Raw genomic sequence first — 25,301 nt, 5'->3', positions numbered from 1 at the left:
GGCGGCGCGGGACGCGACACGGCCTCGGCGGCGTACGCGCCCGGCGCCGCCGGCGCGAGGGTGCCGGCGGCACCCGCGGCGACCGAGGCGACGACCCGAGGAGGACCCGGCCCAGGGTGGGGGCGGGGCGGGTGGGGTTTGGGGTGGGGGTGTGGCGGTGGGGAGCGCGGAGGGAGACGTGGCGGCGAGGGGGTGGATGAACCTGTGGGGGCTTCCGGCGCGCGCCGGGAAGGCTCTGCAACATGACCTGACTAACGCCATGCCCGCCCTACGGTTGCGGCGCCGTCGTGCGCCGTGTCCGCCCCGCGCGGCCGGTGCGCCGCACCGCTCCCGACGTGCCATACGGCTTTGCTCTGCGGCCTCTCCGCCTAGTACCGTGGGAGGCGATTGGTGACAGCCCACCAGGCTGTGTCATCATCTGCACGCACCACTCGCGCTCGCGCGGGCGGTTGTGCTGGAGGCGTCGCCTAGTCCGGTCTATGGCGCCGCACTGCTAATGCGGTTTGGGACTTCAATCCCATCGAGGGTTCAAATCCCTCCGCCTCCGCGCTTGATCACCGAAGCCCCGGTCCACGCGACCGGGGCTTCGTCGTTCCCGCACTCGTCCCAAGACCACCCTCACAAGGCGTTTTCCCAGGTCACAAGGGGTGTGGCAAACGGATTTCACATGCCGACGGCAGTCATGTAATGTTCTTCCTGTCGCCGCGAACGGGCCGAAAGGACCGGGACCGGCGAAAAACAGAACAAGCACTCGTAGCTTAACGGATAGAGCATCTGACTACGGATCAGAAGGTTGCAGGTTCGAATCCTGCCGAGTGCACAGCAGACCAGAGGCCCTGTGGAGTGATCCACGGGGCCTCTGGCTTTTGCCGTGTCTGCGGAGTGGGGAGAGAGGCGTACACACCACCCCGGGTCTGGTCGGTGGCGAGGCTCGATCACCGCTGACCCGGGCCCGGAACCAGCGTGGTTCACCTGCCGCGAGCGACCGGAGACTCCCGCTTTCGGCTGAGTGGGGCTGCAGTGTTGACGCTGGCAGAGCTGTTGGAGCGCTGTGCGGCGCTCTGCGGATGAAGATCAAGTGGCTCTTGGCCGGTCGGGGGTCCCGGTGGTTGGCGCATACTGGTCGCAATGACAAAGCCAGGTGCACCGAAGCGTTATCTGCCCACCAGTCCCTTCAAGGCCCCGGTCGCCCCGCCTCCCAAGCACTTCGCGGTGGGCGACCAGGTCACGCATGACATGTACGGTCTCGGCCGGGTGATCGGTATCGAGGACGGGATCGCGGCGCTCGTCGATTTCGGTTCGGCGCGGCAGCGGATCCTCAGCCCGTACAGCAAGATGAGCAAGCTGTAGGACGACGCACGGCCGGACGGCCGGACGGCCGGACGTCCGCATCGCGGTCGGGTTTCGATCGGGAGGGGCGCGCCCCTCGGTTCCGCCATGCCCCGAGTCCGCCATGACCGCAAGAGCCCGGCCGAGTCCGTCGTGCCGCTCCGAGGTCGCCGTACCCGACGTCCGCGTCCCGCTCACCGGGCGGACGCGTTGTCAGTCGTGCCCTCTACTGTCGTGAGGGATGGCACGCGTGTGGAGATGTACGGGGCTGCGCTGGGGCGAGGACGGGGCGCCGTCCTTGCGGTGGGCGGGTGGACGGGGCAGTCCGCTGCCACGGGGGAAAGCGGTGGCCTTCGAGGTCGTGAGCGACGGGCGTACGTGCGTCGGCGCTCGCGGGAACCCGTGTCCGGTGCGGGCCGAGGTGCCCGGGCGTAGTACGGGCGCCCGGTGCGAGGAGTGTGCGCGGCTCGACCGGGCGCACTCCGTGGCCGCCGACACGATCGCCGACGACCCGCGGCCGTATCACGTGTACCTCGCGTGGTTCGGGCCCGGCATGGTGAAGGTCGGGATCACCGCCGTCGAGCGGGGGCCGGCGCGGTTGTTGGAGCAGGGCGCGGTCTGCTTCGGGTGGCTCGGGCGCGGGCCGTTGATGGCCGCCCGGCGGTCGGAGGAGATGCTGCGGGCCGCTCTCGGCGTGCCTGATCGGATTCCGTACGCCGAGAAGCGGGTCGTGCGGGCCGGGCTGCCGACGGTCGAGGAGCGTGTCGGGGAGTTGGCCGAGCTGCACGGGCGCGCCCAGGGGCTCGCGGCGTGGCCCGAGTCGTTGGAGCGCCTTCCCTTCCAAGCCGTCGACCACTTCGGGGCGTTCGGGCTCGACGGGTTGCCGGCCGCCGACGGTGTGGTGACCGAGCTGGCCCCGGGCGGGGCCGTGGGCGGTGAGATCCTCGCCGTCGCCGGACCCGATCTTCATCTGGCGACCGGGCGCGGAGTCGTCGTGCTCGACACACGGCTCATGACCGGCTGGGAACTGACCGCACCCGTGGGCGAGGGCTCCCGGGACGTCCTCACCCTGCCCGTACGGGAGTTGCGGAGCCGAGGGGACGGGAGCGTGCAGGACGGGTTGTTCTAAGACGACGACGGCGTTGTTCTGAGACGACTGGTTGTCGTGAGACGACTGGCTGTTCTGAGACGACGGGTGCGGGAGCGTCGCTCTCGTGGGGCGGGGGCATCATGACGGCGCTTTCGTAAAAGTGGGGTGAGTGAGGGGCCGTGCCGGGGGCGTCCCTGAGGTCGCGGGGCTGTGGGGCCCCAGTGAGGCAGCCTGGGGAACGCCGTGCGGACGATCAGAAAACTGCTGGTCGGAGGGGTCAGTGTCCCAGAAGTCGGGGATCTTCCCAGGGGGTTCCTGAGAGGCGCCTGTGCGTTTCTCAGAAAAATCACAGGTTCCGGAAAGGGTGTTCTCAGGGGGCCTCGACAAGGTGTTCAGCATGACCACGACCTCGCCCCAGGGGCGCACCGAACTGCTGAGGCCGGACGGGAGCCCCGTCCGAGTGCTTGTGGTGGACGACGAGCTGTCGATCACCGAACTTCTGTCCATGGCCCTGCGCTATGAGGGATGGCAGATCCGGAGTGCGGGGGACGGCACGGGTGCCCTCCAGACCGCCCGGGACTTCCGGCCCGACGCCGTCGTCCTCGACATGATGCTGCCCGACATGGACGGGCTGACCGTCCTCGGTCGGCTGCGGCGTGAGCTGCCGGACGTGCCGGTGCTCTTCCTGACGGCGAAGGACGCGGTCGAGGACCGGATCGCCGGGCTCACCGCCGGTGGCGACGACTACGTCACCAAGCCGTTCAGCCTCGAAGAGGTCGTGGCGAGACTGCGCGGGCTGATCCGCCGGTCCGGTGCCGCCGACCGTCGTTCCGACTCCGTGCTCGTCGTCGGTGACCTCATGCTCGACGAGGACAGCCACGAGGTGTCGCGCGGCGGGGCGAACATCCACCTCACCGCCACCGAGTTCGAACTGCTGCGGTTCCTCATGCGGAATCCGCGGCGCGTGCTCAGCAAGGCGCAGATCCTCGACCGCGTGTGGTCGTACGACTTCGGTGGCCAGGCCAATGTGGTCGAGCTCTACATCTCGTATCTGCGGCGCAAGATCGACGCCGGGCGTGAGCCGATGATCCACACCCGGCGTGGAGCCGGCTATCTGATCAAGCCCGCCTCGTCATGAGCGGGCGACGACGGACGCGTACGCAGAGACAGCCGCGGCCGTGGCTGAGGCGAGGACGGCCGCGCACGCTGCGTACGCGGCTCGTCGTCTCCGCGGTGGCGTTGATCGCGGTGGTGGCCTCCGTCATCGGAACCGTGACGACGTTCGCGCTGAGTGAGCATCTGTACCAGCAGCTGGCGTCCGAGGTGAAGGACATCGCCAAGCGCACCGACGGGCCCAAGGGGCCCGGGGGCGTGAGGATCGTCACGCCGGGCGACTTCGACACCAGCACCTTGACGACGGACGAGAAGCTCCAGTTCGTCACGAGGGGCGGTTCGCCGGAGTACACCATCGGCGCCGTCGTGCAGAACGGGACCATCGTCAAGGGCGTCGTCGGCGAGCTGGCGAACTCCAGCACCACCGGCCTGCCGGACATGAGGGCCATCACGCTGAGCGACGCGGACCTCGCCGCGCTCGCCACGGTCGCCAAGGACGGCGACACGCACAAGGTCAGCCTGCCCGACCAGGGCGATTACCTGGTCAAGTACGAGCCCAACCAAGACGGTGACGCGTTCTACGTGGGCCTGCCCACCAAGTCCGTCACCAATACCCTCAGCACCCTCATCGCCGTTGAACTCAGCATCACCGGCGCCGGGCTCGTCGCCGCCGGTATCGCCGGGTCCGTGCTCGTCGGGGTCGCGCTGCGGCCCTTGCGGAAGGTGGCGGCCACCGCGACCCGGGTCTCCGAGCTGCCGTTGCACACCGGTGAGGTGACCCTCAACGAGCGGGTGCCGGCGTCCGAGACCGATCCGCACACCGAGGTCGGCCAGGTCGGCGCCGCGCTCAACCGCATGCTCGACCACATCCACGGCGCCCTGCACTCACGCCAGGAGAGCGAGACGCGCGTACGGCAGTTCGTGGCCGACGCCAGTCACGAGCTGCGGACGCCGCTCGCGTCGATCCGCGGGTACGCCGAGCTGACCCGGCGCGGCCGGGAGGAGATCGGGCCCGACACCCGGCACGCGCTCGGGCGGATCGAGTCCGAGTCCGGGCGGATGACCATGCTCGTCGAGGACCTGCTGCTGCTCGCGCGGCTCGACGCGGGACGCCCGTTGCAGTTCGAGCAGACCGACCTCATCCCCCTCGTCGTGGACACCGTCAGCGACGCGCGCGTCGCCGGGCGGAGCCACAGCTGGCGGCTCGACCTGCCGGACGTGCCCGCCCTCGTGTCGGCGGACGCGGCCCGGCTCCAGCAGGTGCTCGTCAACCTGCTCGCCAACGCCCGGACGCACACGCCACCCGGCACCACCGTCACCGCACGCGTGCAGCGGCGCGGGCCGTGGATGTGCGTCGACGTCGAGGACGACGGACAGGGCATCCCGGAGGAGTTGCTGCCGCACGTGTTCGAGCGGTTCGCGCGCGGGGACTCGTCGCGGTCCAGGGCCTCCGGCTCGACCGGACTCGGGCTCGCCATCGTGCAGGCCGTCGCCGACGCGCACGGCGGCGCCGTGACCGTCGACAGCGGGCCCGGCAGGACCGTGTTCACCGTGCATCTGCCGGCCCTCGGCCGGGACGTACCGCTGCTCGACGACGCCGCGAACTGGGAGCTCGACGGCGTCCAGTACGACGGTGAGCACCACAGTGAGCACCACGGTCAGCACGACGGTCGGGACGACGGCGTGTTCGACGACGCCTTCGACCGTGCCGTCGACCGCGCCTTCGACGACAACGGGCTGGTGACCGGCGCGACACCTGACGATCGGACTCACAGGCGCACCACAGTGTGAGCACACGGGCATAACAGAGCGGCTCGCGAATGTGGTTGGCATGCGAACCGACTCTTCTCCCGACACCCTGCCGGCGCGGGAGCACCTCCCGGCCGGAAACGCCGGTACGCCTGTCCTGGACGTAGTGATCCCCGTCTACAACGAGGAGAAGGACCTCCAGCCGTGTGTCCTCAGACTGCACGAGCACCTCGCGCGCACGTTCCCTTACACGTTCCGCATCACGATCGCGGACAACGCGTCGACGGACACCACCCCGCGGGTGGCGGCACGGCTGGCGGCGGAGCTCCCCGAGGTGACGTCCTTCCGCCTGGAGCAGAAGGGACGCGGGCGGGCGCTTCGGACGGTGTGGTCCGGGTCCGACGCGCCGGTCCTCGCCTATATGGACGTGGACCTGTCGACGGACCTCAACGCCCTGCTCCCGCTCGTCGCCCCGTTGATCTCCGGCCACTCGGACCTCGCGATCGGCTCCCGGCTCGCCCGCTCCTCGCGGGTGGTGCGCGGCACCAAGCGGGAGTTCATCAGCCGCGCGTACAACCTGATCCTGCGCGGCTCGCTGCAGGCCCGGTTCTCCGACGCGCAGTGCGGGTTCAAGGCGATACGCCGGGACGTCGCCCAGGCGTTGCTGCCCCTGGTCGAGGACACCGGGTGGTTCTTCGACACCGAGATGCTGGTGCTCGCGGAGCGGGCCGGGCTCAGGATCCATGAGGTCCCGGTGGACTGGGTCGACGACCCGAACTCGACCGTCCACATCGTGAAGACGGCCACCGACGACCTCAAGGGTGTCTGGCGGGTGGGCAAGGCGCTGGCCACGGGATCCCTCGCGCTCGACCGGCTCGCACGGCCGTTCGGGGACGATCCCCGGGACCGCGAGATCCAGGACGTGCCGCGCGGCCTCGCCCGCCAACTCCTCGGTTTCTGTGTGGTGGGTGGCCTCTCCACCCTGTTCTACCTGCTTCTCTACAGCGGCTTCCGGGCCTTCTCCGGCGCGCAGATCGCCAACGCGCTCGCCCTGCTGGTCTCGGCGATCGCCAACACCGCTGCCAACCGACGGCTCACCTTCGGCGTCCGGGGCCGCGGCGGTGTCATCAAGCACCAGGCGCAGGGGCTGGTGGTGTTCGGCATCGGACTGGCCCTCACCAGCGGCTCGCTCGCCGCGCTGCACGCGGCGACCTCCGCCCCCGCGCACTCCACGGAACTGGCGGTCCTCGTCGCGGCCAACCTCGCGGCGACGGTGCTGCGGTTCCTGCTCTTCCGGGCGTGGGTGTTCCCGGACCGGCGTGACGGTTCGTTCGTCGACGGCTCGTTCGTCGACGGCTCCCTTGCCACGGGCTCGACCGTCGTCGCCCCGCACCGCCCGGCTCCGCACCGCCCGGCCCCGCACCAGCTGGTTTCGCACCGCCCGGCTCCGCCGGTCCACGTGACCGCGGCGACGGTGACGGTACGCCCGCACGATCAGGATTCGAGGAACGCACGATGACCACGCACTTCGAGACGACGAGTAGGCCGGGCGATCCCGCCCCGGTCCTGCCCCGCCCCGCCCCCGCCCCCGGTCCCGGTCCCGGTCCCGACTGGGGACCCCCGCCCTCCGCGACCGCCGTACAGGAACCGGTCGTTCCGGAGGCGCCCGCCGAGCCCTCGGCCCCGAGCGCGGGCGAGCCCGGGCAGCCCTTCGCCAGGCGCCTGTGGAGAGGCAGGCCCGAGGACCACCGCTGGATCCGCCCCGTCTTCCTCCTCGCCCTCCTGCTCATCGGCGGGCTCTACACCTGGAACCTCACAGCCTCCGGATACGCCAACTCCTTCTACTCGGCGGCCGTACAGGCGGGCAGCCAGTCATGGAAGGCCTTCTTCTTCGGCTCGCTGGACTCCGCCAACGCGATCACCGTCGACAAGCCCCCGGCCTCCCTCTGGCCGATGGCCCTGTCGGTACGGCTCTTCGGCCTCAACTCCTCCGCGATCCTGTTCCCGCAGGTCCTGATGGCCGTCGCCACCGCCGGGGTGCTGTGGGCGGCCGTGCGCCGGCGCTTCAACGCCACGGCCGGCTTCGTCACCATGGCGGTGTTCGCGCTCACGCCGGTCGCCGCGCTGATGTTCCGCTTCAACAACCCGGACGCGGCGCTCGCGCTGCTGATGGCCGCGGCGGTCTACTGCACGCTGCGCGCGATGGAGAAGGCGCAGACGACGTGGCTGGTCTGGGCGGGTGTCGCCATCGGCCTCGCCTTCCTGGTCAAGACGCTGCAGGCGTTCCTGATCCTGCCGGTCCTCGCGCTCGTGTACGTCGTCTTCGCACCGGCCTCGGTGAGGAAGCGGGTCAGCCAGGTGCTGCTCGCCGGGCTCGCGATGGTCGTGGCCGGCGGCTGGTGGGTCGCCATCGTCGAGCTGTGGCCCGCGTCCTCCCGCCCGTACATCGGCGGCTCGCAGAACAACTCCTTCCTCGAACTGACCTTCGGCTACAACGGTCTCGGCCGTCTCAACGGCGAGGAGACCGGCAGCGTCGGCGGTGGCGGTGGCGGCGGTGGCGGCGGTGGCGGCAACTGGGGTGAGACCGGCTGGGACCGGATGTTCAGCTCCTCCGTCGGCGGTCAGATCTCCTGGCTGATCCCGGCCGCGCTGATCCTCCTCGGCGCCGCGATCTGGGCCACGCGGAAGCTGAAGCGCACGGACGCCACCCGTGCGGCCTTCCTCCTCTGGGGCGGCTCGCTGCTGATCACCATGGTGGTCTTCAGCTTCATGCAGGGCATCTTCCACGAGTACTACACGGTGGCCCTCGCCCCCTACATCGCTCCGCTGATCGGCATAGGCGCGGCGCTGCTCTGGGACCAGCGGGACAAGTTCTGGGCGTCGATCACGCTGGCCGCCGCCCTGACGGCCACGGCCGTCTGGGGTTACGTCCTCCTCAACCGCTCCTCCGACTATCTGCCCTGGCTGAAGTGGGTCGTGCTCGTCGGTGGTCTGGTCGCCGCGCTCGGGCTGGTCTTCGTGGCCAAGCTGGGGCGGCGGCTGGCCCTGGCGGTCGTCGGACTGAGCCTCGTCACGGCGGTGGCAGGCCCGACGGCGTACACCCTCACCACCCTCAACGAGGGGCACACCGGTTCGATCGTGACGGCCGGTCCGTCGACCCGCGGCGGCATGGGCGGTGGCCCCGGCGGCGGTGGCGGCATGGGCGGTGGCCCCGGTGGTGGCGGTGGCGGAATGCCGGGTCAGAACAACCAACAGGGCAACGGTCGGATGGGCCAGCCCCCGGCCGGCGGCTTCGGCGGCGGCCAGAACAACCAGCAGGGCCAGGGTCAGCAGCAGCAGGGTCAGGGCAACGGCCAGGCGCAGAACGGTGACGGCGGTCGTACGGCCGGCGGCGGCGGTGACGGCATGGGCGGCCTGATCAACGGCAGCTCCGTCAGCGACGAGGCCAAGGAACTGCTGGAGAAGAACGCGGGGGACTACACCTGGGCGGCCGCCGCCATCGGCGCCCAGAACGCGGCGAGCTACCAGCTCTCCACCGGCGACCCCGTCATGGCGATCGGAGGCTTCAACGGCACCGACCCGTCCCCGACCCTCGCGGAGTTCAAGAAGTACGTGGAGGACGGCAAGATCCACTACTTCATCGCCGGTGGCTCGGGCGGCCGCATGGGCGGCGGCGGCAGCGACGGCACCGCCTCGCAGATCAGCTCCTGGGTCCAGGAGAACTTCGAGTCGGTGACGGTCGACGGCACGACGTTCTACGACCTGACGCAGGCGAAGTAGACCAAGGCCGCGACGTGAGCGGGGCGGTGGCCCGGGATGCGGACGAACTCCCGGGCCACCGCCCCTTTCGTATGCCGGGAGGGCTGGGAGGGTCGGGAGGGCTGGGAGGGCTGGGAGGGCTGGGAAACCGCGTTGTACGCCGTATAAGAGCTGTTCTACGGTGTACAACATGTCGACCCCCGCCGTCCCCGCCGCCCCTCCACCCAGGGGCACCCACAGCGCTGGCTCATCCTCGGTGTCATCTGTCTCGCGCAGCTGACCGTGTTGCTGGACAACACCGTGCTGAACGTGGCGATCCCGTCCCTCACCGAGGAGTTGGGGGCGGCCACCTCGGACATCCAGTGGATGATCAACGCGTACTCGCTGGTGCAGTCGGGCCTGCTGCTCACCGCCGGCAGCGCGGCCGACCGCTACGGCCGCAAGAAGATGCTGATCGCGGGGCTGGTGTTGTTCGGTATCGGCTCGCTCGTGGCCGGACTCGCCCAGTCCACGGGGCAGTTGATCGCCGCGCGGGCCGGGATGGGTGTCGGCGGCGCGCTGCTGTTGACCACGACCCTCGCCGTCGCCATGCAGATCTTCACGCCCGAGGAGCAGCCGAGGGCGATCGGCATCTGGGCGGCGGTCAACGCGCTCGGCTTCGCGGCCGGCCCCCTCCTCGGCGGCTTCATGCTCGGTCACTTCTGGTGGGGCGCCATCTTCCTGATCAACCTGCCGGTCGCCGCGCTCGGCGTGGTGGCCGTGATCGCACTGGTCCCCGAGTCGAAGAATTCACAGGGCGACCGGCCGGACCTGCTGGGTGCGCTGCTGTCGACCGTCGGTATGACCGCCCTCGTCTACGCGATCATCTCGGGCCCCGAACACGGCTGGACCTCGGGCCGCGTGCTCGCCACGGCCGCCGTCGCCGCGGTCGTCCTCACGGCGTTCGCGTACTGGGAGAGCCGTGTCCCGTACCCCATGCTGGACCTCCAGTTCTTCCGCGACCGCCGTTTCACCGGTGCCGTCGCCGGGGCCGTCCTCATCACGTTCGGCATGGGAGGCGCGCTCTTCCTCCTCACCCAGCATCTGCAGTTCGTGCTCGGCTACGACGCGTTGGAGGCGGGGCTGCGGACCGCGCCGCTCGCCCTGGTCGTCGTCGTCCTCAACTTCTCGGGCCTGTCGGCGAAGTGGACGGCGAAGCTCGGGACGCCGGTGTCCATCGCGCTGGGGATGGTGCTGATGGCGGGCGGTCTGGTCTCCATCGCCACGATGGCCTCCGGCGGCTACGCCGGGACACTGCTCGGGCTGGTGCTGATCGGGGTGGGCTGCGCGGTCGCCAACCCGGCGATGGCGCACGCGATCATGAGCGCGATCCCGCCGGCCAAGGCGGGGGTGGGCGCCGGGATCAACGGCACGCTCGCGGAGTTCGGCACAGGGCTGGGCGTGGCGGTGCTGGGGGCCGTGCTCAACTCGCGGTTCGCAGCGCTGGTCTCGGTGGCGGCGGCGTCGCTGCCGGCGGCGTTGGCGGGGGCGGACACGGCTGCTGAGCGGGCCGCGGTGGTGTCGGCGTTCTCCTCCGGAGTGGAGACGGAGTCTGCTGGTGGGGGCGGTGGCTGTGCTGCTCGGGGGTTGGTGGCGGCGGGCTGCTGCACCGGGCGGAGAAGGGGAGCGGAGTTGGTGGGCGCCTCATAGGGTGGGGGTCTGTTGTCGGGCGGCTGCGGGTCGTTCGTGGTTGCTCGCGCCCACGCGGCGGAGCCGCACATCGATACAGCCCCGCGCCCCTGGAGGGCGCGCTGCGCGCGGCCCTTCCAGCCGGTGGTCTCCGCCTAGCATCGTCACCGGCGGAGAAACAGAGGAAGCCGTTCTCGGAAGGTGCGTCATGGTGAAGGGAGCCGGTCGGTCCGGAGGTTCCGCGCGGGCCAGTGTGTGGCTGGACGAGAAGGCGCGGGGCGGGCGGGGCGGACAGCCCTCGGGGCTGGACCGGGAGCGGATCACCGTGACGGCCGTACGGCTGCTGGACGCCGAGGGGCTCGCCAAGTTCTCGATGCGGCGGCTGGCGGCCGAGCTGCACGTGACGGCGATGTCGGTCTACTGGTACGTGGACACCAAGGACGACCTGCTGGAACTGGCCCTCGACCAGGCCTTCGACGAGATGCGGCTGCCCCCGCCCGACTCCGACGAGGACTGGCGGGACCAACTGCGCACGCTGGCCGGGGAGTACCGGGCGGTCCTGGTCCGCCACCCCTGGGTGTCACCTCTCGCGGGCACCTTCCTCAACATCGGCCCGCGCGCGCTGGACTTCTCGCTCGCCGTGCAGCGCGTGATCCGCCGCACCGGGCTGCCGACGCGCGGCCAGGCCGGTGCCATCGCGGCGGTCTTCCAGTTCGTGTACGGCTTCGGCACCATCGAGGGCCACTTCGCGCAACGCTCCGCCACGGCCGGGATGACCCAGGAGGAGTACTTCCGCAACGCCATGAGCGCGGTGTCCGACTCCCTCGCACCCCATGAGGTCATCCAGCACTCCGCCGACCTCATGGAGGCCCGCGGCGGCGAGACCGTCGAGGCGATGCGTGAACGCGACTTCGTCTACGCCCTGGACACCCTCGTCGCCGGCATCGAGGTGATGGCGACGAGGGGTTGAGGAGCGCTCGACGGGGACGGCGACGAGGGGTTGAGGAGCGCGCAACGAGGGCGGCCACGAGAGGTCGAGGCGCCCTCGTCGCGGACGGCGACGAGGGTTCTACTGGGCCAGCCGTGCCGGGAAGCCGCCGGTGGCCACCGGTCCCCACCTCACCGGGGTGATCCGGATGATCGACTTGCCCTGCTTGATCATCGCCTCGCGGTACTCGTCCCAGTCCGGGTGCTCGCCCGAGATGTTGCGGAAGTACTCCACCAGGGGCTCGACCGAGTCCGGCGAGTCGATGACCTCGGCCGTGCCGTCGATCTGCACCCAGGGGCCGTCCCAGTCGTCGCTCAGCACGACGACGCTCACGCGCTCGTCCCGCTTGGCGTTCCGGGTCTTGGCCCGCTCGGGGTACGTGGAGACCACGATCCGGCCCGAGTCGTCGACACCGCAGGTCAGCGGGGAGGCCTGAGGACCTCCGTCGGACCGCCGGGTGAGCAGGAGCGCCCGGTGCCGGGGGCGTACGAAGTCGAGCAGTTCTTCGAGGGAGACCGAGGTGTTGGTCGCGATGTTCCGTGCCATGCGCTCAGCGTAGGGCCGGGGGCGCCTCATGGCTCGGGGGGTCCTGTTGTCGGGCGGCCGCGGGTCGTTCGTGGTTGGCCGCGCGGTTCCCCGCGCCCCTGGCGGAGCGCTACGCGCCCCGCCCCCGCCCATCCCGCACAGCCTGCACGTCCAGTTCGACCCTCAGTGTCGTGCCGATCGCCGCGATCCCCGCCTGCACCACCTGGTTGTAGTTCATGGCGAAGTCCTCACGGCGGAGTTCGGCAGTGGCCAGGAACGCGGCGCGGGTGCCGCCCCACGGGTCCGCGCCGGTGCCCAGGTACGCCAGGTCCAGGTCGACCGGCCGTACGACCCCGCGCATGCCCAGCTCGCCGTGGACGGTCCACCGGTCCGGGCCGACGGGCGTGAGGCCGGTCGAGACATAGGTGATCTCGGGGTGCCGTTCGACGTCGAGGAAGTCCGGGGAGCGCAGGTGCTGGTCCCGGGTCGCGTTCCCCGTGTCGATCGAGGCGGCCCGGATCACCGCCTCCACCCGGGACTTGGTTCCCTCGTCGGAGGTCGGGGCGATCTCGACGGAGGCCGAGAATTCGGTGAAGCGGCCGTGCACGCTGGAGATCCCGAGATGCTGTGCCACGGCGGCGACGGAGGAGTGGGCGGGATCGACGGTCCAAAGCCCGGGCGGCGGCAGTTCCGTACCGCCCAGCCGGGTCAGCGTGACCGTGCCGACCTCCGCCCCTCCGGTCGCGGTCACCAGGACGCTGGCGGCCATCGGCGTGTAGCCGACCGCCGTCACGATCACCGTGTACGCGCCCGGCGCGAGAGGCGCGGGGTCGTGCGCGACCCCCTCGGCGTCCGCCTCGGCCCGCAGCACCTGCGTACCGGTCATGTCCGTCACGGTGACGACCGCGTGCGACACGGCCCAGCCGTCCCGCGTACGAATCCTCGCGGTAAGCCCGGCCCGCCCGATGGGTCCTGCCTGTCCTGTCGGTCCCATGTTCGTCAACTCCTCAGCATGCGACCGGCCGGTGGAGCGGGGGAGGCTCCACCGGCCGGTGGTTCAACTGTCATCTGCCCGAAGGCCCGAGAGCCCGAAGGCCCGAGAACTCGTAGGCCCGGAGGTCCGAAGATCCGAACTACTCGCCGGGGTGCGCGAGTTCGATGTCGTGGCCGTCGATGCCGGGGCCGCTGACCGTCAGGGCCGTGGCCACGGGCGGGTAACCGGTCGCGATGACCGTGTACTCGCCGCCGTCCAGGTCGGCGAAGGCGTACGCCCCGTCCGCGCCGGTGGTGGCCGTGCCGACCACGTTGCCCGCCGCGTCGACGAGGGTCACGCTGGCGTCGGCCAGCACCCCGCCCGGCGCCCGTACGACCCCCTGGAGCCGGGCCCCGGCCTCCAGGTCGATCTCGATCCGGGTGATCCCGGTGCCGCCGACCTTGACGGGCAGGGCACGCGGGCGGAACCCGGCGGCGTTCACCGCGACGGTCACCTCACCCGGCACCAGCTCGCCGAAGCCGAACTCGCCCTGCTCACCGGTGACTCCACTGGCCAGCACGTCGCCACGCACATCGGTCACGACGACCATGGCGTCCTTCACGCCCTGTCCGGCCCCGGCGGCCCGCACCACACCGCTCAGCCCGCTGGTCCCGCTGAGCAGGATGTCGTACGCGACCGGCTCGTCGTTCACGACGACCGTGGACGCCTGGGGCTGGAACCCGTCGGCGGCCGCGATCAGGACGTACGACCCGGCGGCGGGCGCGTCCACCGCGTAGGCCCCGTCGGCCCCCGCGACCGAACGGCCGAGCTGCCGCCCGCCGAGCGAGATCAGGGTGACGGCGGCCCGCGGCACGGGCACGCCCTCGGCCCCGCGGACCTGCCCCCGTACGGGGATGCCGCCGCTACCGCTACCGCTACCGCTGCCGGCGCCCGTGACCGGGGCGGCCTCGGCCGAGGCCGTTGCCGCTGCCCGGGGCGCGTCGGCCGCGGCGGAGCCGGTGGACACCGTGGTCGGAGTCCCGGCCGGGACCGCCTCGGTCGGCCGGGTCGCGTCGGTCGCCCGAGGCGCGTCGGTCGCCTGGGCCGCCTGGGCGAGCGCTCCGGTGGTCCTCAGCGGGACCTCCTTGATGAAGAGGGAGAAGACGAGCGCGAGGACGGCGAAGGGGGCGGCGTAGAGGAAGACGTCTCCGATGCCGTGTCCGTAGGCGCTCTCCATGACCGTGCGGATCGGCGCGGGCAGCGCGTCCAGGTCGGGGATCTCACCGTGGCCCGAGCCCGAGCCGGAGACCCCGAGCCTGGCGAGGCCCTCCTCGGCGTAGTGCGTGATCCGGTGGCTCAGCACCGCGCCCAGCGCCGAGACGCCGATCGCGCCGCCGAGGGAGCGGAAGAAGGTGACGACCGAGCTGGCGGCGCCGAGGTCGCCCGGGGCGACCTGGTTCTGGGTGCACAGCACCAGGTTCTGCATCATCATGCCGACGCCGAGCCCGAGCAGCGCCATGAAGATCGCCACGTGCCAGTATGGGGTGTCGTGGCGGAGGGTGCCCAGCAGGCCGAGGCCCGCGGTGACCAGCACACTGCCGGCGAGCAGCCAAGCCCTCCAGTGGCCGGTGCGGGTGATGACCTGTCCGGAGACGGTCGAGGAGACGAACAGACCGGCGATCATGGGGATGGTCAGGACGCCGGACATGGTCGGGGACTTGCCACGGGCCAGCTGGAAGTACTGGCTGAAGAAGATGGTGCCGGAGAACATCGCGACGCCGACGAAGAGCGAGGCCAGCGAGGCCAGGGTGATCGTCCGGTTGCGGAAGAGCCGCAGCGGGATGATCGGCTCGCTCGCCTTCGCCTCGACGAGGAGGAAGAGCCCCAGCAGCAGAACCGTGCCGCCGACCATCGCGTACGTCTGCCACGACACCCAGTCGTACTTGTCACCGGCGAACGTCACCCAGATCAGCAGCAGGCAGACCGCGGCGGTGATGAGGAACGCGCCGGCCCAGTCGACCTTGACCTTGCGCTTGACCACCGGCAGGTGCAGCGTCCGCTGCAGCACGACCAGCGCGATGACGGCGAAGGGGACGCCGACGTAGAAGCACCAGCGCCAGCCGAGCCAGCTGGTGTCGGTGATGACACCGCCGACCAGCGGACCGCCGACCATGGCGGTGGCGAAGGTGGCGCCGAGGTAGCCGTTGTACCGGCCGCGCTCACGCGGGGAGATCATCGCCGCGAGGATGATCTGGGCCAGCGAGGAGAGCCCGCCCATGCCGATGCCCTGGACCGCGCGGAACCCGATGAGCATCCCGGCGTTCTGTGAGAGTCCGGCGGCGGCCGATCCCAGCACGAAGATCACGAGCGCGAGCTGGATCAGCAGCTTCTTGGAGAACAGGTCGGCGAGCTTGCCCCACAGCGGGGTGGACGCGGTCATCGCCAGCAGCGACGCGGTCACCACCCAGGTGTACGCGCTCTGGCCGCCGCCGAGGTCCTTGATGATGTCCGGCAGCGCGTTCGACACGATCGTCGACGACAGGATCGCCACGAACATGCCGAGCAGCAGCCCGGTCAGCGCTTCCATGATCTGCCGGTGGGTCATCGGGGCGTGGTCGCCACCGCCGTGGGGGGCACCCTTGGCGGGTCCTCCACCGTGCTTGGCGTGAGCCCGCACACCGGTTGGTGTGGTCGTTGCCATGGGGCTTCCTTTTCCTACGGGTCTTTGCGGGTGTACGGGTTGTGGTGGTGGCCGCCGCGACGCGGACGTACGGGTCGGCCGTGCCCTCGGCCGAACTCGGCGCGCTCGGCGAACCAGGTCGCGCTCGGCGAACCAGGTCGCTATACGGACGTGCGGGTCGACGGGGTCGGCGGGGTCGGCGAGGCCGTTGTCCGGGCCGGCGCGGGGGCGTCGAAGCTCTCCCGCAGTCGGCCCAGGAGTCGGGCCAGCTGTCCGACCTCGTCGTCGGACCAGTCGCTCAGCCGGGCGGCCATCAGCCGGCTGGTGCGCCGGTACAGCTCGGTGACCACGGCCCGGCCCTCGGGGGTCAGGCGCAGGATGCGTGAGCGTTTGTCCGCCGGGTCGGGGAGGCGTTCGATCCAGCCCCGCTCGGCGACGTGCGCGACGTGTCGGCTGGTCACCGACATGTCGACGGAGAGCAGTTCCGCGAGCCTGCTCATCCGCATCTCGCCGTGCCGGCCGAGCAGCGACAGGACTCCCGCCGATCCGCCGGGGCACTCGTACGGCAGCGTCCGTGCGATCTCCCGTTTGACGGCCCCGACGGCGCTGAGCTGACGGGCCAGCTCCTCGTAGTGCGCTTGCCCGGCCATCGAGCCCCTCCCGGTTTGTTGCTTAGGGCAACCATAGGACTGGATGGTTGCTGCAGGCAAATGAAATCGGGGTTCGCGTGGCTCAAGTCTTGGCAAAGGGCAACGCTCGGAGTCTCCCGGGCGGACAACCCCGCTTGGGCCCGTCCTGCCGGATTCGCTAAGGTCTCGGGCCATGGCCGACAACCAGAACCCCCAGGGCAACTACGACCCCGCGGGGAGCACGCAGATGTTCCGCGCCTTCGTCGACGAGACGCCGGCGGGGGGTCGACAGGCCGCCGCGACGGGGTCCTCCGGGCCGCGGGTCGGTGTGATCGTCGGGGTGATCGCGGCGGTGGCGGTGGTGGCCACGGTGGTGTGGCTCGCGGTGGCGTGAGGCCGTAGGTGGGCTGCCGGTGCCTACTCGGTGGCCGGGTGAGGTGCGTTGGCGGCCGCGGGCCCGGTGGGGCTTCTCGCGCAGTTCCCCGCGCCCCTGAAAAGCAGGGGCTGCGCCCCATGCTTTTCATCGGCCGCAGCTCCGCCGTCTTCAGGCCCGCGGGGCCTGGTCTTTGTCTTTTAGGGGCGCGGGGAACTGCGCGAGCAACCACGAACCACCCGCACCCGCCAACGCACCGCACCGCACCCGGCAGGCAACCAGGCGCACCCGGCAGCCGAGTACGCACCGGCAGCTGAATTAGGCGCCCGCAGCCGCGTGCGCTCACACGCCGACCGCCGGGCTGCCCTGGAACTCGGCAACCCGGCGGTCACGCGTCAACGCGTGGCGGACGCGGCCTCAGTCGGAGATCAGGCCCTCGCGGAGCTGCGCCAAGGTCCGGGTCAGGAGCCGGGAGACGTGCATCTGGGAGATGCCGACCTCTTCGCCGATCTGGGACTGCGTCATGTTCGCGAAGAACCGGAGCATGATGATCCGGCGCTCGCGCGGCGGCAGCTTGGCCAGCAGCGGCTTCAGGGACTCCCGGTACTCCACGCCCTCCAGCGCCGTGTCCTCGTAGCCGAGGCGGTCCGCGAGGGAGCCCTCGCCGCCGTCGTCCTCGGGCGCCGGGGAGTCGAGCGAGGACGCCGTGTACGCGTTGCCGACGGCGAGGCCGTCGACCACGTCCTCCTCCGAGACGCCCAGCACCGCGGCGAGTTCGGTGACCGTCGGCGAGCGGTCGAGCTTCTGCGAGAGCTCGTCACTGGCCTTGGTGAGCGCCAGCCGCAGTTCCTGCAGCCGCCGCGGCACCCGGACCGACCATGACGTGTCGCGGAAGAAGCGCTTGATCTCGCCCACGACCGTCGGCATCGCGAACGTCGGGAACTCCACGCCCCGTTCGCAGTCGAAGCGGTCGATCGCCTTGATCAGGCCGATCGTGCCGACCTGGACGATGTCCTCCATCGGTTCGTTGCGCGACCGGAAACGTGCGGCGGCGTAACGCACCAGCGGGAGGTTGAGCTCGATCAGGGTGTCCCGGACGTAGGCGCGCTCGGGGCTGTTCTCGTCCAACGCGGCGAGCCGCAGGAACAGGGAGCGGGACAGGGTGCGGGTGTCGATGTTCGCCGAGGCCGACAAGGCCGGGAACTCAGACGCCGGCGGAGCCTGGGGACCGGGAAGGCCCTCGAGCGCCTGAAGGTCCTGAGGGGCCTGGATAGCTTCGGGCGCGGTTTCGCTCTTGGCGAGCGTGAGCACCTTCGAGCTGCCCTGGTCTGCGGACATGCCACCCCCTTTGGGTCGCGGACGGTCGCGGCGGACGCTCCCGTCGTAAGGAACGCAGCCTCCACCTGAATACCGGCGGCGAGGCCACGGCAAACGCGCTGGGGGAAGAATGTCACACGTCGGCAACGCGATGTAGTGACATGTCGACATGGAGAGGGTGAATAGGCCCTGGAAAGAGGTGTTCTGATGGGATTTCAGAGTGGATCGACCTGAAAGAGCGTCAATGTGCGTTTCGCTCTCACCGGTGACATCTCGACAGCGCATTCGGTCACGCCCATGGCCTGCGCACGCGTACCGCTGGCCGATTCTGTGCGCCCCGCCTGCCATCGTGCGCCCCGCGTGCCCCATGGTCCATCCGGGAAGGGGTGGACGGTTCCTTGTTACCGAGGGTCACGCGTGAAGGCCCTGAAGGGGTGCGGGGAACTGCGCGACCGGCCTCGAGTGCACCCGCACCCGCAAAGCGACATAAACCCGGCAGACGCAGAGGCGCCCGGCGGCCGGACGGAGCCCTACACCTCGATCCGGTTGGCCGACCGCAGCCGCGCGAAGCTCCGCGCCAGCAGCCGCGACACATGCATCTGGGAGACCCCCAGCTCGGCACTGATCTGCGACTGCGTGAGGTTGCTGTAGTAACGGAGCAGCAGGATCCGCTGCTCGCGTTCGGGGAGTTGGACGAGGAGGTGCCGCACGAGGTCACGGTGTTCGACCCCGTCGAGTTCGGGATCCTCGTAGCCGAGCCGGTCCAGCAGCCCCGGCAGCCCGTCGCCCTCCTGCGCGGCCTCCAGCGAGGTCGCGTGGTACGAGCGGCCCGCCTCGATGCAGGACAGGACCTCCTCCTCGGTGATGCGCAGCCGCTCGGCGATCTCCGCGGTGGAGGGGGTGCGGCCGAAGGCGGTGGTGAGGTCCTCGGTCGCGCTGTTCACCTGGACCCACAACTCGTGCAGCCGGCGCGGGACGTGGACCGTGCGGACGTTGTCGCGGAAGTACCGCTTGATCTCCCCGACGACGGTCGGCATGGCGAAGGTCGGGAACTGCACGCCGCGGTCGGGGTCGAAACGGTCGATCGCGTTGATCAGTCCGATGGTGCCGACCTGGACCACGTCCTCCATGGGCTCGTTGCGGGAGCGGAAACGGGCGGCCGCGTAGCGCACGAGCGGGAGGTTCGCCTCGATGAGCGCCCCGCGCACGCGGTTGTGCTCCGGAGTGCCCGGCGCGAGATGCTTCAGCTCGCCGAACAGGACCTGGGTGAGGGCCCGGGTGTCGGCGCCGCGGCGTTTTTCCGGGGCGGGGGCCGTGGCCTGGCTGGTGACCTGGGCCGGTGCGGCATCGGGAGCGGGGACGTCTTCCTGGGGAGGCGCAGTACTGGCCGACACGGTCAACGCCACCTCTTCATCCATCAACTCAACCGTCAAAAGCGGTCATAGCATCACAAGACATGTGCACTGTGATCAAGCACCGCATATCGCCGTGTTGAGAAAAAAGCCCCGCGCTGCGGGAGCGGGGGGCGGAGAAGACGTGAGGAACGAACGCCGGAAAGGGGTCGGGGGAGGGCGAAGCCGGACCGCGGAAGCGGGTGCGGCTGAGGCTGAGAACGAGAGGGTGCAGCCCAGCGCGGGCGGGCGCGGCTCAGGGTGCGCGGGCGCGGCTCAGAACTCGTAGTCGGCGATGATCCACGTCGCGAACTCGCGCCACAGCGCCACGCCCGCCTGGTGGTCCGGGTGTTCGACGTACGTCCGCAGCGCGTCCGCGTCGTCGAATGCGGAGTTGATCGCGAAGTCGTAGGCGATGGGGCGGTCGCTGACGTTCCAGCCCAGCTCCCAGAAGCGGATCTCGCCGATCGTGCCGTCCAGCGCGCGGAACGCGTCCACACCCTTCACGACCCGCGGGTCGTCGCGCTCGACGCCCTCGTTGAGCTTGAAGAGGACCAGGTGGCGGATCATGGGAGCTCCGGAGTGGTCGTACGAGGTGCTGGGGCCGACGGCCTACTGGGCCCCGTCGGCGATCCAGGTGAAGAAGTCGCCGATGGCCCCAGCGGCGTTGGAGATGCCCTCGAACCCTATCTGGACGTAGCCGGCGGCCCCTCTCGGGTCCGTGATGATCACGTAGGCCACGAAGACCACGAGCACGTACAGTGCGATCTTCTTCCCCTGCACCGCCACCGCGGCCTCCCCCGCCTCTTGTGCCCTGTGGGCCCCATGGGTCCCTCTTTGTCGGCGGCGAGTGTAACCCGATCATGCGTTCGTAGGAGAGGTGGCGGAGCCGGGGAACGCAGGAAGGGCCCCGTCTGACGACGGGGCCCTTCTCCAGCGGTAGCGGAGGGATTTGAACCCTCGGTGACTTGCGCCACACTCGCTTTCGAGGCGAGCTCCTTCGGCCGCTCGGACACGCTACCGAGGGAGACCTTACAGCAAGGTGGGGCGTGCTTTGAAATCGGTATCGGGCGGGGACGGAGCCCGGTGCCGGCGGGGCTCAGCGGGTGCGGAAGAAGTCGGTGAGGAGACGGGCGCAGTCGTCGGCGAGAACCCCCTCGACGACTTCGGGGCGGTGGTTGAGACGCCGGTCGCGTACTACGTCCCAGAGGGAGCCGGCGGCTCCGGCCTTCTCGTCGCGCGCCCCGTAGACCACGCGGTCGACCCTCGACTGCACCAGGGCGCCCGCGCACATCGTGCAGGGTTCGAGGGTGACGACCAGGGTGCAGCCGGTCAGCCGCCACTCGCCCGCCCGTCTCCCGCCAGCACCCTTGCCGGAGGCGCTGCGCGCCGCTGAATCGCTCAAAGCCGCGGCGGCGCGGCGGACGGCGAGCACCTCCGCGTGCGCGGTGGGGTCGCCGGTCGCCTCGCGTTCGTTGTGTCCGGCGGCCAGTACGGTCGTGCCGTCCGGGGCCAGGACGACCGCGCCGACCGGGACGTCACCGCCCTCGGCGGCCCGCCCGGCCTCGACCAGGGCGAGCCGCATCGCGGCCCGCCACCGGTCGCGCACGGGATCGATCCCGCCCGATGCGTCCGCTCCGGTCGCTCCGGTTGCCTCGGTCACCGGCGGAAGAGCCCCGACGGGTACGGCGGAGTCAGCGGACCGTCTCCAGGACTTCCGACGCTCCGAGGGCCTCGGCGATCGAGCTCAGGGCGTCGGCGTCGAGAGCACGCAGCTCCTTCTCGCTCACCCCCAGGTCGTCGAGGATCTCGGTGTCGCCGACGGGACTGTGCGGAACGGCCTCGGCGCCCGTGTCGTCGTCATCGTCGTCCGGATCGCCGTCCTCCGTCCCGTCCAGGTCGAGGGATTCCAGGTCGGCGTCGTCGTCGCCGGGCTCCTTCCCGAGCAGTTCGTCGGTGAGCAGGATCTCGCCGTAGCTGCTGCGGGCGGCGGCGGCGGCGTCCGACACGTAGATACGAGGGTCGTCCTCGCCATCGATGCGGACGACGCCGAACCACGCGTCCTCCTGCTCGATGAGCACCAGCACCGTGTCGTCGTCGGGCGAGGCTTCACGGGCCAGGTCGGCCAGATCCGACAGGGTTTCCACATCGTCGAGCTCTGTGTCGCTCGCTTCCCACCCGTCTTCGGTGCGCGCGAGCAGTGCGGCGAAGTACACCGTGACTCTCCCACTGGTCATAGGTGTGCCGGTCGGGGGTCCCCCCGGCGGAGGTTGTGGGTGGGGAGGTTTGCGGTCCGAGCCCCACCCACTCGGAATCGTGGCAGAAACAGAGCGCACAGGGGACGTCTTCGGCTCCCTGTGTCCGGCTCTTTTGATCGCCGGTGGGTCCGCCGTTCACCTGCGCACCTGTTGCCGCCACCAGCGGATCGTACGCGCAGTTCCTGGCCGCATATGCACGACCACCCCGTGAACGCCCCACACATACCCCACGAACCCGACGCATGGCCCCCATGGGCGCGTCCGCGGAGGGCCGGGGACGGCGGTGGGGCGGGGCGAGGGCCGGAGGAAGGGCGAGGAAGGGCGAGGAAGGGCGAGGAAGGCCCGGAGGGCGGGGCGCCCCTCGGTCACCAGCGGAACGTGCGCATGCGCATGGCGTGGCGCAGGCGCGCGGCCTTGGCGCGGCGGGGCTGGACGCGGTCGCGCAGCTCCCGCGCCTCCGTCAGCTCCCGCAGGAACTGCGCCCGCCGTCGCCGTCGCGCCGAGTCGCTCTCCGAGCCGGTCTCGCGTGTGCTCTCGGCCGCTCCCGCCATCTCCTCGACCCCCTGGCTCGCACGGTCCGACGCCTGCCTGCCCCTGCGGGGTGCCTCGGCCGGTCCACCCCTGGTCCGCGCGGTCCCGCCCGCCCTTCGTGCTGGCTTGTCGGTCATGTGCCCCCGCTCGGCCGTCGGCTGCTGATCGGCGGCGGTTCCGGAGTGGGCGAACGTCGGGTCTCGGCTCGTTCGGGCGCCGCTCTGTTCATCCCACTTTCCCTCTGATGGCGGGTTTGATGCCATCGGGAAGGGCGGACCGTGCGGGGGCGCTCGCGCGTGCCGCCCCGGTTACTGTTGTGGACATGCGTCTCCATGTCGTCGACCACCCCCTGGTCGCTCACAAGCTCACCACGCTGCGCGACCAGCGCACCGACTCCCCGACCTTCCGTCGTCTCGCCGACGAACTGGTCACCCTGCTCGCCTACGAGGCCACGCGGGACGTGCGCACCGAGCTCGTCGACATCACGACGCCGGTCGCCGCGACCACCGGTGTCAAGCTCTCCCACCCGCGTCCGCTCGTCGTGCCGATCCTGCGGGCCGGCCTCGGCATGCTCGACGGCATGGTCCGGCTGCTGCCGACCGCCGAGGTGGGCTTCCTGGGCATGATCCGCAACGAGGAGACGCTGGAGGCCTCCACGTACGCCACCCGCATGCCGGAGGACCTCTCCGGGCGCCAGGTGTACGTCCTCGACCCCATGCTCGCGACCGGCGGCACCCTCGTCGCCGCGATCCGTGAGCTGATCGCCCGCGGTGCCGACGACGTGACCGCCGTGGTGCTCCTCGCCGCCCCCGAGGGTGTCGAGGTCATGGAGCGCGAGCTGGCCGGCGCCCCCGTGACGGTCGTGACGGCCGCGGTCGACGAGCGCCTCAACGAGCACGGCTACATCGTGCCGGGCTTGGGAGACGCGGGCGACCGGCTGTACGGCGCCGCCGAGTAGCCCGCCGAGCAGCCGGAGCGGGGTTCCGCCTCAGCAGGTCCTCGTCGTGGTGGGCGTCGGCTCGGGGCTGGTCAGGTCGGCCAGTGCCTTGTCGGCGTCCTTCTGCTTGCTGAGGGCCTTGAAGCCGGTACCGATGATCAGGTCCACCTCGGTGGCCTTCGTACGGCCGTCGGTCTTCAGCCGCGCTCCGGTGAGCTGGGTGTTGAGGACCGGTAGCGCCGCGTCCTCGGCGGCCTTCGCGCCGAGCAGGAGCGCGGCGCCCTTGACCTTCTTGTCGTACTCCTTGGTCGCGTTGCCCACGTTGCCGATGCGGAAGCCGCGCTTCTTCAACTCGTCGGCGGTGTCCTTGGCGAGGCCCGCGCGGGGCGTGGCGTTGAGGACGTTGACGGTGATCTTGCCGGGCGCGGGGAAGCCGTTCACGGACGTACCGGGCTTGTCGGCCTTGCCCTTGCCGGACTTCCCGGCTGATCCGCTCGCCTTCGGGGACGGGCTCACCCGGGTCGCGCAGTCGGCCTTGGGGCCGGCCGCCGCAGCCTGGTCCTCGTCGCCGGTGAAGACGTCGATGAGCTGCAGGGTTCCCCAGCCGACGAGGCCGAGTGCGGCCGTGGACGCGACGACCGCGAGGACGAGCCTGCGGCGCCTCCTGGGCCGGCGCAGCCTCGGGTACTTGTCCCCCGTGATCCGGTACTGGCCGCCCATGCCGGGAGGAGTCAGCATGCTCATGGGCGCAGCGTAGTGCCGTTGGGCGGCGATGCCTACTAGATGATCATTCACCGCGCTGCAGTCCAACCCGAAAGGGCCAATGGGTCGGTGGGGCGGGCGGGTGGGGCCCGACGGGCCGGTGGGCTAAACGCCGATGGGCTGACGGGCGTTGGGGCCAAGCGCCCCGATGGGCCGACGGCCGATGGGGCCAAGCGCCCCGATGGGCCGACGGTGGTCAGGCCTACGGCGGTGGGGCGGGCGCGGGGGAGGAACCGCCGAGCGTGGAGGGCTAGTCCAGTTCGAGGACGCGCGCGTGGAGCACCTGGCGTTGTTGGAGGGCGGCGCGGACCGCGCGGTGGAGGCCGTCCTCGAGGTACAGATCGCCCTGCCACTTCACCACGTGCGCGAAGAGGTCGCCGTAGAAGGTGGAGTCCTCGGCGAGGAGGGTCTCCAGGTCCAGCTGCCCCTTGGTCGTCACGAGCTGATCGAGGCGGACCGGGCGCGGAGCGACGTCCGCCCACTGCCGGGTGCTTTCCCGGCCGTGGTCGGGGTACGGCCGGCCGTTTCCGATGCGCTTGAAGATCACACGGAAAGCCTACCGGTCCAGACGTTCCGGGCGCAGCCATGGCGACGGAGTGCGACCCCCGAAAAGGCGCCGTGAAGTGGGGCAAAAGGGTAATTCTGTGGGGGTTCGGTGGTGGTCATGGGTGCTCGGTGGGGCCATTTGGGGCGCGAAGGGGCGCTGTGCGGGGTGTCGTGAATTCTCGGCGCTCGTGGGCAGCCCATCCGCGGTTCTTCCGGCCTTCAACTGGATCGCCCGGATTTCGGCCGGGCTTCCGGTGCGCGTGGAGGGTGAACGCCCTGGAGCTGGTGGGGTACAGGGCGCTTCACCTGGGTGGGTTGACGCATCGGCGTCGGGTCAGCCGCGGTTCGGGTCCCGCCGCGGCTGCTTGTCGGTGTCGCCGGCCCGGGAGTGTTCGGATGTTCGTTCGGATTCTGGCTTGGTGGCGGGGGCGCTGCGATGAGCCTCTGCCTGGAGGAGCGCGCGAAGGACCGTGTAGTGGTCTGCGGGCATGGGGGTCTCCTGTCCTGTGCTTGAGGTGTGGTCTGCGGGTCGAGTGAGCTGGGGCTCGCTCAGCAGCGGAGGACCACGGAGCGCAGGGCGTGCAGGGCGTACGTGTGCCCGGGCCAGGGTGGGACGGGGTGGAGGTGGTGACCGGGCGAGGGCGTCGGCGCGGGGGGGGGGACCCGACCGGGGCCGAGCGAGC

22 protein-coding genes, 3 tRNA genes and 1 pseudogene are annotated in these 25,301 nt (G+C 70.7%); 12 read left to right on the top strand and 14 right to left on the bottom strand.

Features of this window, described 5'->3' with window-relative positions; translation table 11 throughout:
* Positions 1-456: 456 nt before the first annotated feature.
* The 10 genes and pseudogenes from E4N62_RS23375 (at position 457) to E4N62_RS23330 (ending at position 11,678) form a co-directional block, all read left to right on the top strand.
* Positions 457-547, top strand: a tRNA-Ser gene (locus tag E4N62_RS23375).
* Between the two features lie 200 nt (positions 548-747).
* Positions 748-820, top strand: a tRNA-Arg gene (locus tag E4N62_RS23370).
* Positions 821-1,128: 308 nt separating this feature from the next.
* Positions 1,129-1,350 carry a hypothetical protein gene (locus E4N62_RS23365; protein WP_033526723.1) on the top strand — a complete coding sequence of 74 codons (222 nt, stop codon included), beginning with the start codon at positions 1,129-1,131 and terminating at the stop codon, positions 1,348-1,350.
* A 220-nt stretch (positions 1,351-1,570) separates the two neighbouring features.
* Entirely contained in the window at positions 1,571-2,458 is an 888-nt protein-coding gene (locus E4N62_RS23360; RefSeq protein ID WP_230217360.1) for a DUF2797 domain-containing protein, read from the top strand.
* Between the two features lie 358 nt (positions 2,459-2,816).
* Entirely contained in the window at positions 2,817-3,557 is a 741-nt protein-coding gene (locus tag E4N62_RS23355; RefSeq protein WP_033526721.1) for a response regulator transcription factor, read from the top strand.
* Positions 3,554-5,323, top strand: coding sequence for a HAMP domain-containing sensor histidine kinase (locus E4N62_RS23350; protein ID WP_230217358.1), 1,770 nt, complete (start codon positions 3,554-3,556; stop codon positions 5,321-5,323). The genes E4N62_RS23355 and E4N62_RS23350 overlap by 4 nt, the downstream gene beginning before the upstream one ends.
* A 40-nt stretch (positions 5,324-5,363) precedes the next feature.
* Positions 5,364-6,800 (top strand): bifunctional glycosyltransferase family 2/GtrA family protein, encoded by a 1,437-nt coding sequence (locus E4N62_RS23345; protein ID WP_230217356.1) that lies wholly within the window; start codon positions 5,364-5,366, stop codon positions 6,798-6,800.
* Positions 6,797-9,061 (top strand): glycosyltransferase family 39 protein, encoded by a 2,265-nt coding sequence (locus E4N62_RS23340; RefSeq protein WP_230217354.1) that lies wholly within the window; start codon positions 6,797-6,799, stop codon positions 9,059-9,061. The genes E4N62_RS23345 and E4N62_RS23340 overlap by 4 nt, the downstream gene beginning before the upstream one ends.
* A gap of 169 nt (positions 9,062-9,230) precedes the next feature.
* Positions 9,231-10,667 (top strand): annotated as a pseudogene (locus tag E4N62_RS23335) (MFS transporter); the annotation flags it as partial.
* Positions 10,668-10,916: 249 nt separating this feature from the next.
* Positions 10,917-11,678 carry a TetR/AcrR family transcriptional regulator gene (locus E4N62_RS23330; RefSeq protein ID WP_230217352.1) on the top strand — a complete coding sequence of 254 codons (762 nt, stop codon included), beginning with the start codon at positions 10,917-10,919 and terminating at the stop codon, positions 11,676-11,678.
* A gap of 99 nt (positions 11,679-11,777) precedes the next feature.
* Here the strand turns inward: E4N62_RS23330 and E4N62_RS23325 are convergent, their stop codons facing one another.
* The 4 genes from E4N62_RS23325 to E4N62_RS23310 form a co-directional block, all read right to left on the bottom strand.
* Positions 11,778-12,242 carry a PPOX class F420-dependent oxidoreductase gene (locus E4N62_RS23325; protein WP_230217350.1) on the bottom strand — a complete coding sequence of 155 codons (465 nt, stop codon included), beginning with the start codon at positions 12,240-12,242 and terminating at the stop codon, positions 11,778-11,780.
* A gap of 109 nt (positions 12,243-12,351) precedes the next feature.
* Positions 12,352-13,215, bottom strand: coding sequence for a YceI family protein (locus E4N62_RS23320; RefSeq protein WP_230217348.1), 864 nt, complete (start codon positions 13,213-13,215; stop codon positions 12,352-12,354).
* A gap of 139 nt (positions 13,216-13,354) precedes the next feature.
* Positions 13,355-15,895, bottom strand: a complete 2,541-nt coding sequence (locus E4N62_RS23315; RefSeq protein WP_230217346.1) for an MFS transporter — start codon at positions 15,893-15,895, stop codon at positions 13,355-13,357.
* 140 nt (positions 15,896-16,035) lie between these two features.
* A complete protein-coding gene (locus E4N62_RS23310; protein ID WP_230217344.1) occupies positions 16,036-16,524 on the bottom strand; it encodes a MarR family winged helix-turn-helix transcriptional regulator in 489 nt (162 codons plus the stop codon).
* A 172-nt stretch (positions 16,525-16,696) separates the two neighbouring features.
* On the opposite strand from E4N62_RS23310, the gene E4N62_RS23305 reads away from it, so the two are divergent.
* Positions 16,697-16,897: a hypothetical protein gene (locus E4N62_RS23305; RefSeq protein ID WP_230217342.1), complete on the top strand. Its 201-nt coding sequence runs from the start codon at positions 16,697-16,699 to the stop codon at positions 16,895-16,897.
* A 396-nt stretch (positions 16,898-17,293) separates the two neighbouring features.
* Here the strand turns inward: E4N62_RS23305 and E4N62_RS23300 are convergent, their stop codons facing one another.
* The 8 genes from E4N62_RS23300 to E4N62_RS23265 all read right to left on the bottom strand — a co-directional run bounded on the left by E4N62_RS23300 (position 17,294) and on the right by E4N62_RS23265 (position 22,393).
* A complete protein-coding gene (locus E4N62_RS23300) occupies positions 17,294-18,214 on the bottom strand; it encodes an RNA polymerase sigma factor SigF (RefSeq protein ID WP_184892098.1) in 921 nt (306 codons plus the stop codon).
* Positions 18,215-18,723: 509 nt separating this feature from the next.
* On the bottom strand, positions 18,724-19,611 hold the full coding sequence (locus tag E4N62_RS23295; RefSeq protein WP_184892100.1) for an RNA polymerase sigma factor SigF: 888 nt from the start codon (positions 19,609-19,611) through the stop codon (positions 18,724-18,726).
* Between the two features lie 249 nt (positions 19,612-19,860).
* Positions 19,861-20,154, bottom strand: a complete 294-nt coding sequence (locus tag E4N62_RS23290) for a Dabb family protein (protein WP_045562519.1) — start codon at positions 20,152-20,154, stop codon at positions 19,861-19,863.
* 42 nt (positions 20,155-20,196) lie between these two features.
* Positions 20,197-20,373, bottom strand: coding sequence for a hypothetical protein (locus tag E4N62_RS23285; RefSeq protein ID WP_184892104.1), 177 nt, complete (start codon positions 20,371-20,373; stop codon positions 20,197-20,199).
* Positions 20,374-20,521: 148 nt separating this feature from the next.
* Positions 20,522-20,606: transfer RNA gene (locus tag E4N62_RS23280), tRNA-Ser, on the bottom strand.
* A 77-nt stretch (positions 20,607-20,683) separates the two neighbouring features.
* Entirely contained in the window at positions 20,684-21,169 is a 486-nt protein-coding gene (tadA, locus tag E4N62_RS23275) for a tRNA adenosine(34) deaminase TadA (RefSeq protein WP_230217521.1), read from the bottom strand.
* Positions 21,170-21,278: 109 nt separating this feature from the next.
* A complete protein-coding gene (locus E4N62_RS23270; protein WP_230217519.1) occupies positions 21,279-21,800 on the bottom strand; it encodes a hypothetical protein in 522 nt (173 codons plus the stop codon).
* Positions 21,801-22,207: 407 nt separating this feature from the next.
* Positions 22,208-22,393, bottom strand: a complete 186-nt coding sequence (locus E4N62_RS23265; protein WP_230217340.1) for a hypothetical protein — start codon at positions 22,391-22,393, stop codon at positions 22,208-22,210.
* 302 nt (positions 22,394-22,695) lie between these two features.
* Between E4N62_RS23265 and upp the strand changes: the two genes are divergently transcribed.
* On the top strand, positions 22,696-23,331 hold the full coding sequence (gene upp / locus E4N62_RS23260; protein WP_184892106.1) for a uracil phosphoribosyltransferase: 636 nt from the start codon (positions 22,696-22,698) through the stop codon (positions 23,329-23,331).
* Positions 23,332-23,361: 30 nt separating this feature from the next.
* On the opposite strand, the gene E4N62_RS23255 is transcribed toward upp, so the two are convergent.
* Positions 23,362-24,030 carry a LytR C-terminal domain-containing protein gene (locus E4N62_RS23255; RefSeq protein WP_230217517.1) on the bottom strand — a complete coding sequence of 223 codons (669 nt, stop codon included), beginning with the start codon at positions 24,028-24,030 and terminating at the stop codon, positions 23,362-23,364.
* Between the two features lie 292 nt (positions 24,031-24,322).
* On the bottom strand, positions 24,323-24,619 hold the full coding sequence (locus E4N62_RS23250) for a type II toxin-antitoxin system VapB family antitoxin (protein ID WP_003999914.1): 297 nt from the start codon (positions 24,617-24,619) through the stop codon (positions 24,323-24,325).
* Positions 24,620-25,301 lie beyond the last annotated feature (682 nt).

This window comes from Streptomyces sp. MNU76 (genome assembly GCF_020982545.1).
In the GTDB taxonomy this organism is placed as follows: domain Bacteria; phylum Actinomycetota; class Actinomycetes; order Streptomycetales; family Streptomycetaceae; genus Streptomyces.
Note: the sequence above shows the minus strand (reverse complement) of the source record. Positions and strands in the feature narration are given on the sequence as shown.

Bases quoted from the DNA above. Each gene is read 5' to 3' on its own strand.
- E4N62_RS23365 (WP_033526723.1), top strand. From the start codon at position 1,129: ATGACAAAGCCAGGTGCACCGAAGCGTTATCTGCCCACCAGTCCCTTC.
- E4N62_RS23360 (WP_230217360.1), top strand. From the start codon at position 1,571: ATGGCACGCGTGTGGAGATGTACGGGGCTGCGCTGGGGCGAGGACGGG.
- E4N62_RS23355 (WP_033526721.1), top strand. From the start codon at position 2,817: ATGACCACGACCTCGCCCCAGGGGCGCACCGAACTGCTGAGGCCGGAC.
- E4N62_RS23350 (WP_230217358.1), top strand. From the start codon at position 3,554: ATGAGCGGGCGACGACGGACGCGTACGCAGAGACAGCCGCGGCCGTGG.
- E4N62_RS23345 (WP_230217356.1), top strand. From the start codon at position 5,364: ATGCGAACCGACTCTTCTCCCGACACCCTGCCGGCGCGGGAGCACCTC.
- E4N62_RS23340 (WP_230217354.1), top strand. From the start codon at position 6,797: ATGACCACGCACTTCGAGACGACGAGTAGGCCGGGCGATCCCGCCCCG.
- E4N62_RS23330 (WP_230217352.1), top strand. From the start codon at position 10,917: ATGGTGAAGGGAGCCGGTCGGTCCGGAGGTTCCGCGCGGGCCAGTGTG.
- E4N62_RS23325 (WP_230217350.1), bottom strand. From the start codon at position 12,242: ATGGCACGGAACATCGCGACCAACACCTCGGTCTCCCTCGAAGAACTG.
- E4N62_RS23320 (WP_230217348.1), bottom strand. From the start codon at position 13,215: ATGGGACCGACAGGACAGGCAGGACCCATCGGGCGGGCCGGGCTTACC.
- E4N62_RS23315 (WP_230217346.1), bottom strand. From the start codon at position 15,895: ATGGCAACGACCACACCAACCGGTGTGCGGGCTCACGCCAAGCACGGT.
- E4N62_RS23310 (WP_230217344.1), bottom strand. From the start codon at position 16,524: ATGGCCGGGCAAGCGCACTACGAGGAGCTGGCCCGTCAGCTCAGCGCC.
- E4N62_RS23305 (WP_230217342.1), top strand. From the start codon at position 16,697: ATGGCCGACAACCAGAACCCCCAGGGCAACTACGACCCCGCGGGGAGC.
- E4N62_RS23300 (WP_184892098.1), bottom strand. From the start codon at position 18,214: ATGTCCGCAGACCAGGGCAGCTCGAAGGTGCTCACGCTCGCCAAGAGC.
- E4N62_RS23295 (WP_184892100.1), bottom strand. From the start codon at position 19,611: ATGGATGAAGAGGTGGCGTTGACCGTGTCGGCCAGTACTGCGCCTCCC.
- E4N62_RS23290 (WP_045562519.1), bottom strand. From the start codon at position 20,154: ATGATCCGCCACCTGGTCCTCTTCAAGCTCAACGAGGGCGTCGAGCGC.
- tadA (WP_230217521.1), bottom strand. From the start codon at position 21,169: ATGCGGCTCGCCCTGGTCGAGGCCGGGCGGGCCGCCGAGGGCGGTGAC.
- E4N62_RS23265 (WP_230217340.1), bottom strand. From the start codon at position 22,393: ATGGCGGGAGCGGCCGAGAGCACACGCGAGACCGGCTCGGAGAGCGAC.
- upp (WP_184892106.1), top strand. From the start codon at position 22,696: ATGCGTCTCCATGTCGTCGACCACCCCCTGGTCGCTCACAAGCTCACC.
- E4N62_RS23255 (WP_230217517.1), bottom strand. From the start codon at position 24,030: ATGGGCGGCCAGTACCGGATCACGGGGGACAAGTACCCGAGGCTGCGC.